Origin of the sequence: Candidatus Avedoeria danica (genome assembly GCA_016703025.1) — a bacterium.
Taxonomy (GTDB): Bacteria; Chloroflexota; Anaerolineae; order Epilineales; family Epilineaceae; genus Avedoeria; species Avedoeria danica.
On record JADJCV010000001.1, the window covers coordinates 201,519 to 219,706 of the forward strand.

9 protein-coding genes are annotated in these 18,188 nt (G+C 68.0%); 6 read left to right on the forward strand and 3 right to left on the reverse strand.

Annotated features, from left to right (window positions below):
- Window positions 1–8: 8 nt before the first annotated feature.
- The 5 genes from IPG72_00800 to IPG72_00820 all read left to right on the forward strand — a co-directional run bounded on the left by IPG72_00800 (window position 9) and on the right by IPG72_00820 (window position 9,767).
- Window positions 9–377, forward strand: coding sequence for a hypothetical protein (locus tag IPG72_00800; protein MBK6767582.1), 369 nt, complete (start codon window positions 9–11; stop codon window positions 375–377).
- On the forward strand, window positions 377–1,108 hold the full coding sequence (locus IPG72_00805) for a hypothetical protein (GenBank protein MBK6767583.1): 732 nt from the start codon (window positions 377–379) through the stop codon (window positions 1,106–1,108). The genes IPG72_00800 and IPG72_00805 overlap by 1 nt, the downstream gene beginning before the upstream one ends.
- Window positions 1,109–1,280: 172 nt before the next feature.
- The gene (hutU, locus tag IPG72_00810; protein ID MBK6767584.1) at window positions 1,281–2,969 is read left to right on the forward strand and encodes a urocanate hydratase; all 1,689 of its coding nucleotides are present in this window, start codon (window positions 1,281–1,283) and stop codon (window positions 2,967–2,969) included.
- A gap of 546 nt (window positions 2,970–3,515) precedes the next feature.
- Complete coding sequence (locus IPG72_00815; GenBank protein ID MBK6767585.1) at window positions 3,516–5,480, forward strand: hypothetical protein; 1,965 nt, start codon at window positions 3,516–3,518, stop codon at window positions 5,478–5,480.
- A gap of 729 nt (window positions 5,481–6,209) precedes the next feature.
- A complete protein-coding gene (locus IPG72_00820; protein ID MBK6767586.1) occupies window positions 6,210–9,767 on the forward strand; it encodes a VWA domain-containing protein in 3,558 nt (1,185 codons plus the stop codon).
- Between the two features lie 173 nt (window positions 9,768–9,940).
- Here IPG72_00820 and IPG72_00825 read toward each other — a convergent pair whose 3' ends face one another.
- On the reverse strand, window positions 9,941–10,858 hold the full coding sequence (locus tag IPG72_00825) for a DUF92 domain-containing protein (GenBank protein ID MBK6767587.1): 918 nt from the start codon (window positions 10,856–10,858) through the stop codon (window positions 9,941–9,943).
- A 228-nt stretch (window positions 10,859–11,086) separates the two neighbouring features.
- Window positions 11,087–12,313: a LysM peptidoglycan-binding domain-containing protein gene (locus IPG72_00830; protein ID MBK6767588.1), complete on the reverse strand. Its 1,227-nt coding sequence runs from the start codon at window positions 12,311–12,313 to the stop codon at window positions 11,087–11,089.
- 381 nt (window positions 12,314–12,694) lie between these two features.
- Between IPG72_00830 and IPG72_00835 the strand changes: the two genes are divergently transcribed.
- A complete protein-coding gene (locus IPG72_00835) occupies window positions 12,695–13,282 on the forward strand; it encodes a hypothetical protein (protein ID MBK6767589.1) in 588 nt (195 codons plus the stop codon).
- A 346-nt stretch (window positions 13,283–13,628) separates the two neighbouring features.
- Here the strand turns inward: IPG72_00835 and IPG72_00840 are convergent, their stop codons facing one another.
- On the reverse strand, window positions 13,629–18,188 hold the full coding sequence (locus IPG72_00840; protein ID MBK6767590.1) for a hypothetical protein: 4,560 nt from the start codon (window positions 18,186–18,188) through the stop codon (window positions 13,629–13,631).

Here is an 18,188-nt window from a genome sequence, read left to right on the forward strand (position 1 = left end):
GGGCGGGCATGTCCACAAGCTTTCGCGGCATCGGCAGCGAGACCGGCGCCCTGGTGCTCATCGTGCTCGGCGTGGCCGGGTTCATCCTGGCGCCGGCGGACGTGGCGCGCCTGCTCACGATCGTCGTCATCGGCTACGGGTTTCGCGACCTCTTTGCCCCGTACGACGGTCGATCGCCGAGCATCTTCGTCCTCGTGATCGGCATCTGGTCGGCGATCAGCGCCTATGGGATCTGGCGGTTCGATTTCCTGAACTCGTGGCCGCTGCTCGTGACGCTCGTCGGCTTGGCGCTGATCTTCCAGGCGATCGTCGACGGCCGGCGCGGCGACGGTGCGCCCTGGCGGGTGTCGACGTCGCCGGCGCAGGGGGATTCGTGATGGCCGCCGAAGCGCGCGAGGCCACGATGGCCGCCGACGCGAAGCCGCTCGTCCCCCCCGCGCTCCTCCTCGGCGTCCTGGCGTTCTTCGGCGGCGCCATCTTCCTCGCCGACGGCCTCGGCCTGCTGGACGCCCGCTCGGGCTGGGCGATGTGGCCCGTGGCGGTGATCCTCCTCGGCGTCGTCGTCTGGCTCCAGCCCGGCACCGACAGCCGCGCGACCGGGATCATCCTGGCCGTCGCCGGCATCTGGCTGCTGTTCAATGCGATCGGCTGGTGGTCCTACTCCTTCTGGGACGCCTGGCCGGTGATCCTGATCCTGCTGGGCGCGTGGATGTTCCATCGCACCACCGAGCTGCGACGGAAGGCCGGCGGTGCGGACGGCTACGACGCTCCGACGACCGCCGCCGAACACGTCGGTGCGTTCGCGTTCCTGTCGCAGGTCCACCGCCGGACGACGGGCCAGCACCTTCGGACGGGCGAGGTGATCGCGATCGCGGGCGACTGCCGGTTCGACTTCCGCGAAGCGGCGAGGGGACGGAGCCGATCGTCGTGGACGTGCTTGTTATCGCCGGCCGTGCGGCGTTCACGGTTCCGGACGACTGGGTGGTGGACCTGCGGGTGTTGCCGGTGCTCGGGAAGGCGTGGGATGGGCGGGGTGACGACGGCGCGTACGGAGGAGATGCCGCGGGCGCGGCGACCGGTGCAGGGGGCGAGGCGTCGGTTGACCTGATCGTCCACGGCACGGCGATGCTCGGTCGGGTCGAGGTGGCGTCGGCCGAGTAGCCGTCCGTCTTTATGCCGCCGCCTGACGGACGGTCCGGCCGACGAGCCCCAACTGACGGCCGGCCCACGGCCGCCGAACAGCGCGATGGCGCGCGCGTGGAATTGGGATTACCATCGCGATTCCTTCGCCCCACCGGGAGTCCGCCCATGTCCCACCCCCCGCCCCGTCCGCGCCCCCCCGCGGCACCACCCTCCGCTGCCGCGGCTGGCTCCAGGAAGCCGCGCTGCGCATGCTCATGAACAACCTCGACCCCGAGGTGGCCGAGGACCCGGACCGCCTCGTGGTCTACGGCGGCCGCGGGCAGGCGGCGCGGTCGTGGGAGGCGTTCGACGCGATCGTCCGTGAGCTCGAGCGGCTGGGCGACGACGAGACGCTGCTCGTCCAGTCCGGCAAGCCCGTCGGCGTCCTGACGACGCACCGGGATGCCCCGCGGGTCCTCATCGCGAACTCGAACTTGGTGCCGCACTGGGCGACGCAGGCGCACTTCGACGACCTCGCCGCGCGCGGGCTGATGATGTACGGGCAGATGACGGCAGGGTCGTGGATCTATATCGGCACGCAGGGGATCGTCCAGGGGACGTACGAGACGCTGGCCGAGTGCGGGCGGCAGCACTTCGGCGGGTCGCTCAAGGGGACGATCACGCTCACGGCGGGCCTGGGCGGGATGGGCGGTGCGCAGCCGCTGGCGGTGACGATGAACGACGGCGTGGCGATCGTCGTCGAGGTGGACCGGCACCGGATCGAGCGGCGGATCGAGACGCGCTACCTGGATGTCTGGACGGCCGATGTCGAGGACGCGCTTGACCAGGCGCAGCGGGCGCGCGACGCGGGGCAGGCGCTGTCCATCGGCCTGCTCGGCAACGCGTGCGAGGCGCTGCACACGATCCTGCGGTCGGGCGTGAAGATCGACATCGTGACGGATCAGACGCCGGCGCACGACGTGTCGATGTACGTCCCGCACCACCTGAGCGTCGAGCACGCGGACGCGCTGCGGCGCGATGACCCTGCCGGCTACGAGCGCGAGTCGATGGCCAGCATGGCGGAGCACGTCCGGGCGATGCTGGGGTTCCAGGCCGCGGGAGCCATCGTCTTCGACTACGGCAACAACCTGCGCCAGCGTGCGTTCGACGCCGGCGTGGCGGATGCGTTTAGCTTCCCGGGCTTCGTCCCGGCGTTCATCCGCCCGCAGTTCTGCCGCGGCCGTGGCCCGTTCCGCTGGGTCGCGCTGTCCGGCGATCCGGAGGACATCTACACGACGGACGCCATCGTCGCCGACCTCTTCCCGGACGACGAGGGCCTGCAGCGCTGGCTCAAGCTGGCCCGCGAGCGGATCGCGTTCCAGGGACTGCCGGCGCGTATCTGCTGGCTCGGCCAGGGTGAGCGCGCCAAGGCGGGCCTCGCGTTCAACGCCGCCGTCGCGGATGGTCGATTGCGTGCGCCCATCGTCATCGGCCGCGACCACCTCGACACCGGCTCGGTGGCCAGCCCGCGCCGCGAGACCGAGGCGATGCTGGACGGCACGGACGCCGTCAGCGACTGGCCGCTGCTGAACGCGATGACGGCCGTGGCCAGCGGCGCGACGTGGGTCAGCTTCCACCACGGCGGCGGCGTCGGCATCGGCTTCAGCCAGCACAGCGGGCAGGTGACGGTGGCCGATGGGACGGCCGAGGCGGCGGTGCGGCTGCGGAACGTGCTGACGAACGATCCGGCGCTCGGGGTGCTGCGGCACGCGGATGCGGGGTATGCCGAGGCGGTGGAGACGGCGGGAGTGGAGGGGCTGCGGGTGCCAATGGGTCAGGGACTGTGACCCATTGCGCTCTACACACTCGGATGCGTGATTCGGCTGACGTCGGCGAGTTGCGGATGCTGATGGGAACGGATTCAGTCAGTAGCGCAAGGCACTTTGCTTTGAAGAGACCCGCTGCCACGACCGCCGCGACGGCCAGAGATCCTGCAGGGGCAGGGTACTAGTACTCCACCACTGAACATGCTCGTGGCGGCCACCAGAGTAGGGAACCCCTAGAATCCACAGTGGTGGAGTACTAGGGTGCACACGCCATGACATGGCGTGGGTGCCGACGAGCGCGATCGCACAAAGTGGTATCACGCAGTGTAACGCGAGCACAACGGCGCATCGAGATACTGGCGGCATACGGCGGCCCTGTCTGCCGCCGCGTTCCGCGAGTCGACTGCACGCCATGAACCATCTCGTCTCCCTGCTCACACCGGCGCCTCCTGCACCCAGGCGTGCACGCTCGCCGCCACGATCTGCTCGGCGATCCTGAGGTCTCGTGTCCACCCTGTGTCACGTGCGACACCGTAGCTTCAACGCCACTTGCATGGGAGGTAAGTCATGCCACACCGCTCGACGATCGCCCAACGCGTGCAGACGCTGATCGTCACGCTGACCATTGTCGCCGGACTCGCCGGCTATTGGGCGGAGGGATCAAAACAACACATCGTTTCCGGCGAGCAGCCGTGCAGCGCACGATACGACGGCGGTTGCATGGGGGTTTCATCGCCGATCGTGCTCGACCTGTCCTCGTGTCCGACGTGCGGGGCGGGAGGCGTACGGTACACGTTTATCGTCGAGACCTGTTTCCCGGTGCCGGGCGTTACGGCCTACTGTGCGAACGGCGGGCCGCCCGTCCATTTGTTCAGTTCAGACAACCAATACTGGGAGGGCGTCACCGAATGCGGCGCCGAGAGCTGCAGCCAGTGGTTCATCATCATCGACGGGCAGATACCCAATGTTCCGGTGTTGTCCGCCGAGGTGTTTGCCCAGTGCTGCTGTTCACCGCCCACACCTCCGCCGACGGTGGCGGATGCGTGCCGAGGCCACATCCAGAGCGGATGTCAATCGACGTCAGGCGTCGTGGTCGCGATGCCCGCGCTGTGCGCGCTCGAGTGTGATGCAGACCAGCGACGCCTTAGGTTCACGGCCAAGGTCTGTGACGTTGACGCGACGTCCGTTCGTGTGACGTGCGTGACATCGGGTGAGAGTTACCAGCTCCAGCCGGATCCAAACGGGAACCCGCCGGGTTTCTGGTGGGAGGGCACGTCCACGTGCGAGAACGAGACGCCTTGCACGGCGTGGCGGGTCGAGGCGTTCAAGGGCCAGGTGAGGGTTGCTGTGTACGAGGCTTCGGTCGATCCCGAGTGCTGCTGCTCACCCCTGGCCACCCCAACCTGCAACACGTGCACGCCGGCGCCACCCCCCGCAACCGCAGAACCGCCGTCCTGTGAGCAGACCGGCACGCTGGACTGGCGACAATGGTATCCGCTGGACTATGGGCAGCGACCCGGCTTCCGGGCGCTGAATTGGTGGTCGGATCCCCAGTACTGCGCGTTTCGTGGCGTGTCCCTGTACAACCAGCCCGGAGCGCCGGGCGGCTTCCCGTTGACACGCACGGTCGGCGGCGAGACCGAGTGCGTCGACTACTACTGGCTATGGACGTGTGGCGACCCGACCTGCAGCTGGCGGAGACCCCAGTTGTTGTCCATCGGCCGCGACGACCGTGATCTGCTCCTGTGGGGCAACACGGAGCCGCGCGGCGGGAAGGACATGTTCCAGGTCCTGCTGGACACATCGCAGATGGAATGCGTACCGTGCCAGGCCAACGCCATCCGCAATTTCTTCGCCAGTCACCCGGGATCCCAGCCTACCGACTTCATGATGCCGATGCGCCATCGACTGCCCGGACAGACCGGCGTCGGAGCCTCGGAGTCGACGAACGGTGGGTGCATGGTCATGTTCGAGCCGGCAGTCGTTGACGAGGATGGCTCGGTCACGCTCGATCCATGCAAGATCGTCGGCGACTTCACCGTCGACGGAACGATCGTTCGCGAACAGACGGGGCATGAATTCGTCATGACGACGAACCTCGGCTATCTCAACGATCCCGGTTCCGCCTGCAACATCATCGAGGCGGTCAACTGGTCGCTGACCGACAACGCGGCGGCGTGCGAGGACGTGGATCGGCAATGCCGGGCGCACGCCCCAGGTGTCTCCCCCGATTCCGACACGGTCCGGACCAGAATGCGTGCACAGCCCGGAAGGGGAGGCGCGCGCGCACTGTTGCTCCGCGGACAAGATCGCGGCGCCGTTGGAGACGTGCCCCGAAAACCCGGTCGTCGAAGTGACGCCGGAGCCGGAGCCGCTGTCGCCGGAGGCCATCGCGATGTGTGTCCAGGAGGCTCCGCCGCTGCCCACGCAGGCAGCGTGCTGCGCCATCAGCTCGTCGAGCACCCACGGCCAGTCGCCCTGCGTGAGCCCAAACTGCGTCACGGTACCGGTGCGCACAGAGATCCTGGGTGACTGCACGTCGTTCCGCGCGTTCATTCGCGTCAACGCGACCTGTCCAAGTCATCCGTTCCTGAACTGCAGCACCGCCCCAGGCACACTCGTCGTGGATGGCGAAGTGCCCGGCGGGCCAGGTGTCACGTTGGATCTCACGTACGACTCTACAGGGCACTACTGGTCGATCACCACCGACTGTGACCTGGGCGTGACGTAGTGGACGGCGCGTATCGACGATCCGGCGGTGGCGTGGCAGATCGAGAGCATGGTCGTCGAGTTCCGCTGCTGTGATGAGGCCTTGTCCTGCCCAAGCCTCTCACCGTAGCCCCTTCGGACGCACAACGCGCGATCGGCGCGCGTTTACGCGGCGTAGGTCACTGGGCAGCCGGATCGCTCGATCCGGCTGCCCTTCTGTTGTGCGATGCTCGAAGGCCCTGCCTGGCACGAATGGCGGACGCTCACAGGGCATGTAACGGCGCTGTAACGCGCGAGTGACGGTCCGGCAACGCCCCGGGCCGTAGTCTGGTGCCGCGTTGTCAACGGACAGCGCGTGCAGCCGCTGATCGCATTACACACCACAAACCAGGACCGAAGGACGATGGCTGGTGGTCCCGCCGCCTACCTCGCCCGCGTGCCCTGGCGCCTTACGGCGGCCGAGAAACGACCATGACGGAGGTTCACATGTTCGGCTTTTTCAGGAACGATCGATTGTCCAAGGGTATCGCTGGGCCACCCCTTCTGAGGGGGTTGCTCCATCGTTGCCCACCGCGCGGTCTGGCACTTGCCGCCGCACTCGTCCTCAGCCTTGCCGGCGCAAACTGGCAGACCCAAGTCACCCGTGCTCAGATTCCGGTGTGCGCGTTCGGCGGCGGCCGACACTACATCATCGGCGACCGGGTCTGGCTCGATCAGGATCAGGACGGCATTCAGGACGCGGGCGAGGTCGGGTTGCCCAACGTCACCGTCAAGCTCTTCCGCACAGGCCAGGGCACGCAGCAGGCCGGACAGTGTCGGACGAACGCGGACGGCAACTATTGGCTGGATGCCTCCGTCGGCACGTACTACCTGCAGTTCACGCGCCCGGCCGGCTACATGCTGTCGCCCAAGGACGCCGCGGACGACTTGTTGGACAGCGACCCCGATCCCTCGACCGGACGGACGCCGACGTTCTATCTCTCCAGCGGCGCTCCGGAGTGGCACAGCGCGCGCTGGGATGCCGGGATGTTCTCGGAAGGTGGCGGGAGCGGCGGCGGCTCGTCGGTGACGATCGGCCTCGATCACGGCGACGCACCGCTGTCCTTTCCTCAGACCGAGCACAAGGTCTACGCCTCCGGAGCAACCTTGCAGCCGACACTGACGCTTGCCACGCGCGTCGACACCGAGGATGTGGGGTCGATCGTTCGGACCGGTCTTGATGGCAAGCTGGCGGTCGGTGACGACAAGGTGGGCATTCCGGACCCCAACGCCCCAGGTAACGTCGTGAGCGACGAAGACGCCGTGCCGTTCGCATACCCACCGCCCGGTGTCAACCACCACGTCGTGATTCGCGGCCGCGAGAACACGTACGAGACGTATGTGCAAGGCTCCGGCCTCCTCAACGCCTGGATCGACTTCAACCTGGACGGCACGTGGGACAACGGCTCAGAGCGCGTGGCCAACAACGTCCCGACGACAGGCGGCAGGTCCGGCTTCACCTTCACCGTGCCGAGCGATGCGGCCATCACCTACGACCCGGCCGAGTGCCGCACCGATCCGTCCGGTTGCCACGATTGGCAGGATCCCAACTTCAAGTTCAGCTACATGCGAATCCGGTTGTCCAGCCAGCCGCTGAACGATCCGGCGACGCCGGCCGAGGACGGCGAGGTCGAGGACCACAGCATCGACATCATCGAGGCCCGCCCGGACGTGGGCGTCTACTTCGAGTCGGTCAGCCGGGACCCGGCGATCGTCGGCCAGCCGTTTACCTACGGCATGCTGGTGGACAACAAGGGCTATGCCGCGGCGACGAACGTCGTGGTCCGGCAGCAGCTTCAGCCGGGCGCGGAGTTCGTGAGCGCCGCCCTCACGTCAGGGCCGACGGGCGCGACGGTCGCCTGCACGATGAACACCACCACGCGCATCCTCACGTGTGCGCTTTCCGACCTGCCATCACCGCTGCCGATGCCGCAGATCCGGTACAACGTTGTGCTGAACCTCACCGGAAAGCTGGGCTGCAACAGCATGCGGTCGATCGCCGACGTCTCGATCGCCGAGTCCGAGAACTACCTGCCGAACAACCACGCCGAGCGCGAGACGCCGCTCGTTGCCGGCAGCGCATGGGACTTCGCCGACAGCCCGGTGAGCAACAACGCGGTTTGGTGGCAGGGCGGTCCGCGCCACCACGTCGTCGGCAACCTCCACCTGGGCAACGGGCCGGTGGACACCGAGCCGTTCGCCCACCCGAACGCCGGCGCCGACGGCGACGACTTGATGGCGACGGACGACGAGGATGGGGTCGAGCTCGAGGAGCCCCTCATCAAGGCCTGCAAGAACGGCGGGCAGCCCGGCAAGGTCAAGGTGATCGCCGCTAGCGCGGGCACACTCTCGGCCTGGTTCAACTTCAACGGCGACACCACGTTTGCGAACGCCTCGCCCGAGCGCGTGGTGCTCAACCAGGCGCTCACTGCGGGCGAGCATGTGTTGGACATCACCGTGCCGTGCGATGCCGTCGTCGGCCCGACGTACGCGCGCTTCCGGTTCGTCGCCCCGGACGAGACGGTGAGCAGCGCGCGCGATCCGGAGTGCATCACCGTGCTGTCCGGCGAGGTCGAGGACCATGTGTTCACGGTGTTCGAACAGCCGAGCGAAGCCAACCTGGCGATCGACAAGTCGGACCTGTTCGACCCCGTGGCCGAAGGCGAAGAGTTCAGCTACAAGATCAAGGTGACGAACAACGGCACCGAGGACGCCCGCAACGTCACGGTGAACGATGTCCTCCCGTCCCAGCTCACGTACATCGGCATGACGACGACGGATCCAAGCGCGATCTGTGCGATCGACATCGGGACCCCGTCGATCTCGTGCTCGTTTGCCGAGATCAAGGGCGGTCGATCGCTGTTGATCACGATCGACGTCCAGGTGAAAGATGATGTCGTCCCCGTCAGCGATCCGCCGCTGCCGGAGGGTGACGGGCTGGACATATTCAACACCGCCTACGTGAATTGGGACGGCGGTGAGGAGCGGTCCGACACCGAGACGACGCGCCTCGTCAAGCCGTGCGCGCTCGACCTCGTGCTCGTGATCGATGTGTCGCTGTCGATGAGCACCGCCGATCTCGACCTGATCGGGCAGTCGGGCATCGACCTCCTCGACCAGCTGAACGTGGGTGAAACGGACAGCTTGAATCGTGCGGCCGTGGTGACGTTCGACGATGCCGTGGTGGATCAGGTGCACTTGATCGATCCGCGCTCGCAGCTCGATGCGCTGCTCGGGAACATCGGCCGCGGCACCGGCCTCGGCACGGATCTCGTTGTCGGCCTCGAGGCCGCGCAGGACGAGCTGGATACGAACGGCCGCAAGGACAGCCAGGGGAACCGGACGGCGCTGCCGGTCATCATCCTGCTCAGCGACGGTGAGCACAACGGCGATCCGGCCGCCCTCCTTCAGGCCGCCGATGCGATCAAGGCGAGCGGCACGCGGATCTACACCGTGGCCTACGGCTCGAACGGCACCGGCGGCGGCGGCGTTGCGATGATGCAGTCGCTGTCGACGCGGCCCTCGGACTACGCGTTTGCGTCCAACACCGTGCAGGGCATCGCGGACAAGTTCGCGGACATCGCCGCCCGACACTGCACATGCTCCCCGTGCCCGACGACGCCGGCGCCCACCACCGCGGTGCCAACGACACCGGTACCGACCACCCCGGTACCGACCACGCCCCCGCCACCGTCGTGCGCGACGATCTCGGCCGACCGGGCGTGCACGCCGACGAACTCCTGCGCTTCATCGTGGTGCGAGTGGACGGTGGCGGGCACGTTGCCGGCACTGGCGTGCGATCCCAACGCGGGGGCGCTCTACAGTCTCGACGTCACGGTCGATGCCTGCGACGGACAGATCGCCAACATGTGGGTCGTCCTACCCACCGGAGTCCACGCGATGCAGCGGGTGGTTCCGTGGTCGACCCAAAAGTGGCAGCTATCGCTGGACTGCCTGACGGCGCGCCCGCCGTCGACGTTCACGCTGCGCTGGATCAACCTCACGGGCGGCTATCCCGGCGCCGGCCCGAAGCACGTGGATTACACCGTGTGCTGCACGACCTGCCCGTAGGCGCATCGCCCCGCGGCACCACGCAATGGCCCCGCCCGCTCCACGGGCGGGGCCATTCGCTTTCGTTTCAAGGGTGACTGCATGCGTTCGCCGTCGCATGGGTAGCGAGCGGCCAGGCCGAATCCGTGAGTGCGCCAGGACTCGGCCGCAGCCGCGTCGACGACGACCTACGCTTACACTCCGCTTACCAACACCCAAGCCACCCCCGCCCCCACCGCCACCGCCACCGCGTTCACCCCGTCGTTCGTCATCCACCGCCATCCGCGCACGAGTTCGTTCCGCGTCCCGTCGAGGCCAATGGAGCGCTCCGTGTCGCCGTGTGGGGACGGGGCGGTGCCGCCGTGCGGCACACCGTCGTCGTGATCCGCGATGACGTCCCCACGGCCCCCCCGATCGCCCCCGGATCGGTATTGCGCCTGCAGCGTGGCGCCCAGAAGGCTGTCGACGGCCGTCCCGACGAGCCCGGCCAGCGCGCCGATCGGCAGAAGAGGCAGGCCGTCGGCGCTCCACATGCCCAGCCCGCCGAACGTGACGACGTCGCGCAGGCTGTAGAGGGCGGCCGCCGACAGGCCGACGACCGCCGCGCCGACGACGGCGGCGACGGTGCCGAGGACGGTCACGCCGCCGGATGTGCCGGGGCGCACGATCCGGCCCGACGTGACGAGCCGGGGCGGCGCCTCGGCCAGCAGCCCGACCTCGGTGGCCCATGTATCCGCGGTGGCGACGGCGAGGGCGCCGGTGTAGGCGGCGAACAGCCAGGCGTCGGGCCAGCGCCAGTGGAGGATCGCCAGGAGCGCGGGCAGCCCGCCGTTGGCCAGGACCTGGCCGAGATCGCGCCGCCCGCCCTTGGCGAACGTGCGGCCGGCCTCGGCCTTTTCGTCGGCTTGCCACTGCGTGACGGCGCTGGAGACGGCGAAGAAGATCACGAGGAGCAGCGCCCATTCCCAGCCGCCGAGGCCAAACGTCAGCGCCCCGATCACGGTCGCGCCGACGGCCCCGCCGGCGGTCAGCAGACGGATCTGATACGCCGCGAACGCCCCGACCGCGGCCAGCGCGGCGCCGGTGGCGAGGTCGATGGCCACGGGGGTCATGGCGGGGTGCTCCTGGGATAGTGGCGGTGCACGGTCCAGTCGTTCCGTGTAGGGGCGGCCCTTGTGGCCGCCCTTCGGTGGGTCGACGATGTTCGCGATCTCCACCAAACGCGAACGGGGGCCGCCCGAAGGCGACCCCCGCAAGTCTACTCACATTGGGCGATCACGCAGCCGCCTGCTCCCCATCCGCGGCCGCACTGCTGCAGATGAGACCGTGGGCTGGTCAGCCTACGGGATGCAGAGCGTCTGGCCGGCGTAGATCAGGTTCGGGTTCGACAGGCCGTTCGCCTGCTGGAGGACGTACGTGCTCAGGCCGTACATCCACGCGATGCCCGAGAGCGTCTCGCCAGGCTTCACGTAGTGCTGCTGCTTGCACTGCCCCGTCGGGGGCGGCGGGTACGAACCGCCGCCGCTCGGGCAGACGGAGATCGACTGGCCGGCGCGGATGCGGTCCGGGTTGGCGATGCCGTTGCGCGAGGCGATGCCGTACACCGTGTCATTGTTGGTGGCCGCGATGCGGTAGAGCGTGTCGCCCAGCCTCACGACGTAGCGGAAGCAATTCCCGCCGCCCGGATGACCGCCCGGTACCGCCGTGGCGCCGGGGACCGTCGTCGGCCACGGGCCGCTGCCGCACGGGACCTTGAGGCGGCTGCCGGCGACGATCCAGTGGGGGTTGGCGATGCCGTTCAACTGCTGCAGCGCGGCAACCGTCGTGCCGTACTGCGCCGCGATGCCGTACATCGTCTCGCCCTTGGCGACGACGTGGTAGCACTTGTCCGTCGACGGCACGGCCGTCGGGCCGCCGCCGGGGCGGGTAGCCGTCGGGCGCGGTGCCGTGCCGGAGGGGCGCGTGGCGGTCGGGCGCGGGGTGCCGGTGCACGTGACGCGCACGGTGCCGTCCACCGGGGTGACGGTGATCGGGCTGGCCTGTCGATCGCTCAGCAGGACGGAGACGAAGCTGAGCGGCGAGCTGCCGGCCGCCAGACCGCGGAACGTCACCTGCGCGGCGACGCCGCTGCCGTCGACGGCCGGGGTCGGGTTGATCAGGCTGGCGGCGTAGCTGATGACGCCGCCGGCGATATCCACGTTGTTCACCTGGATGAGGCCCTGACCAGCGGTCACGTCCGGGAACGGCCCGGACTGGATCTGGACGCCGGGCGCCGCCGCGTTCGCGTCGACAACCTCGACGACGGCGGGGTCGTAGCTCAGCTTGAAGTCGAGGCCATACAGGCCGGTGACGGAGTTGATCTGGATGTCGACCGTCACGGTCTCACCGCACCCTACGGATGCGACGGCCGGCGAAACCGCCACCGTCGTCCCCTGCTGCAGGGCCGTCTGCAGACCACTGGCCTGCACGGTGCCGGCATGGCCGATGATCGCCGCTCCAGCCATCGTTGCCACCCCGACCAGCGTCAGGGCACGTACGCGTGCCAAGGCACGCACGAACGTGGTCATCTCGGAACCTCCTTCGGTCGCGTGTTGTTTTCTGCGCCTCGACCCGGGTCCGTGGTGGGGCCCGCGACACGGCGGGACGGCGGCGGAGGCGATCTGCGGGTTACCGCGGGCTAGAGTAACACAGCGGAAGGGCAATGTCAAGACATAAGCAATCTTAAAGACCGAGCGGCGGCGAGCAACGGCTAGCAAGGGGGAGCGGATGTGGGGCGGGGCCGTGAGGGACCGGCGGCGGTCCCGCGCCCGACGAGCGCCGGTCGCTGGCCCGCCCGTCGACGGTTGCGCGACGGCCGCGCGGCGGTGTCGCGGCGGTCCGGGCGGCCGATCTGCGGGTATGCTGTGCGCATTGACCGCGCTCCGCGAGGGCGCTACCGTCCGAGAGCGATGTTGTACCCACCTTCCTCCCTCAGCACGATCGCCCCAGTCCTTTCCCGCTTCGTCCTCCCGGCAGACCGTCGGGCGGCGATCCTGGCGGGTGCGCTGGCGGGGGCGATCTGGGGCGTCGTGGCGCGCGTGTGGATGCGCGTGATCTCGGCGGAGCATGAGGTCACGTGGGGCGGGACGCTGGGCATCATCGGGATCTTCGCCGTGTTCGGCCTTGGCCAGGCCGTGGCGGCGATCGCACGGCGCTCCGCCTGGCCCATGGGCCGGCAGATCGCAATGCGCGTCCTCTCGATCGTCGCCACCATCCCGATGGGGTTGGCCGCCGGGGCACCGATGCTGCCGTACCTGCTGCTGGCCGCCCTCGCCCTCGGCCGCACGGACCTGCACCGCGCCGTGCGGTTCGCGCTGGCCGCGTTGGCCATCGTGCCGACGCTGTTCGTGCTCCGCCAGCTGGTCGACGACATCGATCTGTGGCGAGCGGTCCTTGGCTGGATGCTGATGTTCGCGATCTATGCGCCGCTCGTCTGGGCGTTGGCGCAGTCGTTGCGGCCGTTTGCGCGGCGCGAGGTGGTGGCGGTGACGGTGTAGCGCAGGCGGTCGGCGGCGGGTGATGGGGCGGCGGTGGTCCGATGGGGCCGCCGCCGTTTTCGTTGGGCGGGGGTGGGGGCGGGCGCCGGACCATGCATGGTTGGGCGTTAGATCACGGGTGATCCGGGGCGGGATCATGGGTGATCCGGGGCTGGATCACTTGTGGTCTGGCGTTGGACCATCCGTGGATTGAGGTGGGATCAAGGATGGCGTGGCCCATCGTTGTGAGCGCAGTCATTATCTCCCGCTGAAGCACCGCGCATCTCATGAAGATCAGGCACGCAGACGGATAGAATGCGTTCATTTGGGCTCTCGAGTTGCGGTACATTCGTGCACGCAATCCCCATTATTCCTCAACGTCAGATAGTACTTTGAGCCCGCTTTCGCCATCGGCCAGAAGGATCACACCATTGAAGGCGGCGATGTCTTGGGCGTCTCCGTCCGTTGTTGTGGATGCCAGCGAATTGAGGTCTGCGTCGAGAATCAGTACGCCGCTGGGACCGTCCGTCCGGCGATCGACGACGTAGACGCGGCCAGAAGAACAGTCGATGGCCTGCGGGCTGCCCGGGGTATCGAGCTGCCCAGCCACGGCTTCTTGTACCATGCGAAGGACACCGTAATTGGCGGAGGCGACGTAGAACGACGAGGAGTCATCCGCCACGAAGCCATCGTCGGTGCAAAGCCCCAGCGGGGTGCCCGGCACGTCCTGCGTGTGCACGTCGCCGGACGCGTTGACGTAGGCCAGCCCCTTGTCCATGTTGGCCACCACGAATCCGGCGGCCTGCTCCATCCACAAGGCCTCCCTCACGAAGCCCGTCACCGTATGACCCGAGGGCTGCGTCAGGAGCGGATCGCTTCGCTCGAACACGCGGATAACGTTGCGGCCTTCGGAGGCGATGATCTTCGATCCGCTGACGCCGATAGCCGAAAGGCCGTAGATCGATATCAGGCCCTGGCTGTGTCGGATTCCCAAGTCGGCATAGGCGGCCGGAAGGTCCGAGACGTCGACGACGCGCACCGCCCGCCCGGATGCGCCCAGCAGATGCGTGTTCGCAACGGCCAAGGGGCAGCCGATGCCGGGAATCGTCTGGACCACGACGGGCGCTTCGGCGGACGTGACATCTACGACCGACACCTGCCCGGAGTCGCCCACGTAGGCGAACCGATCATCGTGTGCCACGCAATCCGCGCGTATCGTCGGCAACGAGCCTCGTAAGGACAGCGGCGGAAGGTGGGTCGCGACCGGTATCGGTGTCGCGGGCGGCATAGCGGATGCGATCGGCGAGGGGGTCACGAGCGGCCTGGGCGTGGCGTTTGGGAAATCGGGTGGAATCCACTCTTCGATGGCGCGTCCGTCAGGCAGTGCCTCGACGGCGCGGATGCGTCGGCAAACGGATCGGCAGCCGGACACATCGAGGAGTTGCCCCAAGAGCTCGTCCATCCCGGTGTCGTAGCGCACCCTGCCGGCGCCTTCGAAGCGGACCGCGCAACCTTCCGGTCGGCTGCACAGCAGGGCGACCTCCGTGTCGGGGTCGGTATCGTAGAGGGGAATGCCGTCAAGGGCGATGTTGCCGGTAGCGATGCCTTCCGGTGGAAGCATGAGGCTTGTTCCAGCTCCGAAATAGACGAACCCGGTGAGACGCTCTCCACGTAGCGCAACCGGAAAGTGCAAGCGGTTGTTCGGACGTGTTGACGGCACGGTGGCCGTCGCCATCGGCGCTGGGGTGAGAGGAGCCGTGCGGGCGGGTGCCAGCATGACGCGGCCCAAGCTGCCGCTCCGCCAGCGGAGGCGGAGCGCCTCGAACGACACGCCCGCGTCGATCGTCACCAAGTCACCGTCCGTCAGCGGCGAAGCTTCCGATGGATCGGCGAGGGACGGGATGTCCAGCGCGAATTCGGCGCGACTGCCTCGTCGCACGACGGCGCTGCGTGCGATCATGCGGCCGCCGAACATCGCTCTGACTTCGTTCGGCGCGCTTCCCGACGGCCCATCGCTCGGGAGCGAGAGCTCGCCGATGAGCGTCATGGGAAGCGCGGGGGCGGCGTCGCCTGCGGCTTGATCCAGGGCGAAGGGAGCGTCGCCGACTTCGATCGAGCCGATCGAGCCGATCGAGCCGATCGACACGTTCGGCAGCGTGACGTCGTCCGTGGCGTGCAGCCAGTAGGCGCGGCCGGGCATGAGGTGGCGCAACGTGTCGGACGCAGATTGGCGCGGATCGTGCGTCAGCCACGGCGCGTCGGGCCACGAACTCATCAGGCCGACGACGCGATCGTAGCGCCCGGCGATACTCTGCAGAGCGGTCGCTGGAGTGACAGGGCTTGGGCCGTTGAATCCCCAGAGGTTCCATCCGCGTTGGAGCGGAACGGCGGCTGCGGTGCTGGCCGGAAGTGCGGCGTTCGCAGCGTAACGTGCATGCACCCAGGCGGCGGAGATGCGGCTGGCCGGCAGTTCGGACCACGGCGCGTCCGTCCCGGAGAGAACGCGAAGCCACGGCCCGTCGGCGCTCAGCGGGGCATAGAGGTAGGCGCGATCCAGCGCCCCGCCGGAAGCGGCGAGGCGTTCGGCGACGTCGCTTGGGCGGGCATCCGCGGGCAATGCGATCAGATTCCATCCCGGCGCCAGTAACGCTCCCCGGCGCAGGAGGTCCGCCGCTGCGCCCTCCGAGGTGTTGAAGATCCCGTTGACCTCCGCGTAGTCCACATCCGGATCGTCGTTGTACGCCCGCACGAGCGGCTCGATGGCCTCCCAGTCGATAACCTGGGGGATCATGACCGTGAAGGTGTTCGCGGCACCGAAGATCGATTTGGCGTCGTCGGGCGTGCCTCCGTGGCGGGTGACCACGGTTCCGATGTCGGCGCCGGGGTTGATCGCCACGATGATGCTGTCGAGGGCGTACTGGGGATACGCGAACTCGTACAAGGGGCTGCGGATGACGGCTGGGATCGTTTGCGCGCGCACGTACGCACGGGCATCGATCTGGAACCGCTCGGGGAGCCATGGGCTTCCGGCTGGCCCGTCACCGTCCTCGTACTGCACCGGGTTCCAGCGTGCCGTCCAGCCGTCGGAGCCATCCCAGTCCGTGCTGAGTTCCTGCGCACCACGGTTGTGACGCACCACGAATTCGACGCGCTCGATATCCCCGAACCCGTCCTCGGCCGTGACGGCGAAGGTGTGCTCCGTCGCAAGCATTCGCTTGTTGGGCAGGGGCCACAGGAACGCCACGCTGGCCGCGGGCCGTGGTTCGCCGCGCAGCCGGAGGGTCACGCCGGTTGCCTGGGCCAGGAGATCGACGCCGTCGGCGGATGCCAGGTTGCTGTCGGTGGTGCGGCCTGCGCTGTGTTCGAGGGCGATCGTGGAGGCCTCGACGCCGCGCAGGACATTGAAAGTGAGCGTGGCGATCCGCGCCGGCGCGCCGAGCGGTACGGAGCCGACGTCGCCATAAGCGCGAAGCGCCAGGCGGCCGCGGCCGCCATCGGTAGGCGGAGCGACCTGCACCTGTACGAAGTCGGGTCCGGGTGTCGTCTTGACGTACGCGAGTGCCCCGGGGTCGAAGCCCAGGATGAGGTCGGCCGCGAGCGCTTCTTCCCCGGCCGGGTCGGCGTACACGTGTACGTTGACCTCCTGGCCGACGGAAACATCCGTCCGGTCCGCCTCGAGCCATGCGCGCCCCTGTGCATCGCTTGCCGGTGCAGCGGTCTCGGCATCGAGCTCGGCCGGGCGGCCATAGCGCAGGTTGCGCAGGGCACCCGAACTGCCGTAGGTGTCCTCAAGCATCGCATAGTCGATGCCGTTGACGCTGCCGTCACCGTTGAGGTCCGAGCGCTCGGCATCGGAGTAGTAGTCGCTGATCAGCACGGACATGTCGAGCGCGTTGATGACGTCGTCCCGAACGATGTCGCCCGGCACGAACGATGGCGACACGTCGATGTAGCCTTGGGGCAGCGGGATCGTGAAGGTGGCGTGGTGCGACAGAAAGCCTGGGATGCGTACGTACAGATCGTACGTTCCGTCCGGCGCACCGGTCAGGGTGACGGGTGTCGACGAGCCGTTCGCCGCGATCGCCACGCGACCTTTGAAGCGGGCGACGCGCTCGGCGCCGTTGATGACCAAGACATCCGCTTCGAGGGGATACCGCGTCGATTCGACATGGGGAAGTGTCACCCGCAGGACGGGTGACCAATCGCCACCAGCAGGCACTGGACCCTGCACGGGCACCATGAATCGCACCGAGCGGCAGTCGCTCAGGCCGTCCACCTTGCACAACTCGCCTCGTGTGTTGGTGGCCCATGCGACCGTCCCGCCGTTGCGATCATTGGCCATCGGATCATTGATGATCCATTTGCCGTCCGTGCGCCCTGTTAGCACCACCATGTGCTGCCCGGACGACGACTGTGGCTCTGTGTAGGAGAGGATTACCGGACGGCGTGCCCGGAGCTCGGATTCGACCATGGCCCAGAAGGTGCGCGCATCGACGTCGCCAGGATCGGGGGCATCCTTGTAAGACAACCAGACCTTTGCGTCTCCACTGGCCACCGCGAACTTCACGCCTGGTGGCTCGCATCCTCTGAAAGGTGCAGCGCATTGGCCGTAGCATCGGCTCACGTGGCCTGGCGTTTGATTGGAGGGCTTCGCGCCATCGTAGTAGCTGAAGACCATTGCCCGAGACGTATAGAAGCAGCCGGCCATCCACATGGAGAGGCATCCTCCCGGACCCCCTACCGGTTCGCTGCCCCACGGGCTGCTCCCCTGTCCGTAGGCCGGGACGGGAAGCACGGGGATGTCGGACTGCTGTGCGCGGCTTGACTGGTTGGCGCCGAACACGGCAATGACGGTGAGCGCCAGTACGGCCACGGTAGCGAGACGCGCCGGGTCGGGGTTGATGCGGTGCGGTTGTTGCGTGGTCAT